Source organism: Rathayibacter sp. AY2B3 (assembly GCF_002931755.1).
In the GTDB taxonomy this organism is placed as follows: Bacteria; Actinomycetota; Actinomycetes; order Actinomycetales; family Microbacteriaceae; genus Rathayibacter.
The window spans coordinates 1-773 of sequence record NZ_PSUG01000104.1; the positions used below are offsets into that span (position 1 = coordinate 1).

Below are 773 nucleotides of genomic sequence, written 5' to 3' on the forward strand. Positions count from 1 at the left end.
GGCCTCGTGGACGTCGCTCTGCGCGTCGACCAGCTCGTGCCACCAGACGTCGCGGCCCGGGGTCCAGGGGACGTCGGTCTCACCGGTGCGGCGGACGACGAGGACGTGCTCGATCGAGGCGACGCCCTCGACCGCCCGGTCGGCGCCCGCCTTGACCGGCACCGCCGCTCCGCGCCGGAACTGCCCGTCCGTGGTGACCAGGAGCTTCGCACCGGTGTCCTCCACGCGGAACCGCACCGCCTCGGCCGAGAAGCCGCCGAAGACGAGCGAGTGGATCGCTCCGATCCGCGCGATCGCGAGCGTGATGACGATGGTCTCGGGGATCACCGGCAGGTAGACGACGACGCGGTCGCCCTTGCCGATCCCGAGCGCGGTCAGCGCGTTCGCAGCGCGGGAGACCTCGCGCTGGAGCTCGGCGTAGGTGATCGACCTCCGGTCGCCGCGCTCGCCCTCGAAGTGGAGGGCGGTCTTCCCGCCGCGTCCCGCGTCCACGTGGCGGTCGACGCAGTTGACGGCCACGTTCAGCCGTCCGCCCTCGAACCAGGTCGTGCGCGGCACCGAGAGCGAGCCGTCGGGCAGCGGAGCGGCCGGCTCCCAGCTGTGCGCGGTGTGCCACGGCTCCGCCCACTCGAGGCGGCGGGCCGCCTCCTCCCAGAACGCGACCGGATCGGCGGCGGCGCGCGAGTACTCCTCCGCGCCGGCGTTCGCCTGTGCGGCGAAGTCCGCGGGCGGCGGGAACCGGCGGTGCTCGTCGAGCAGGTTGGCGATCGTCC

Annotated in this window: 1 protein-coding gene; it reads right to left on the reverse strand. The window is 74.1% G+C overall.

Features of this window, described 5'->3' with window-relative positions:
* On the reverse strand, window positions 1-768 hold a 768-nt coding region (locus C5C24_RS17470; protein ID WP_146082672.1), incomplete at its 3' end, for an AMP-binding protein.
* Window positions 769-773: the final 5 nt, after the last annotated feature.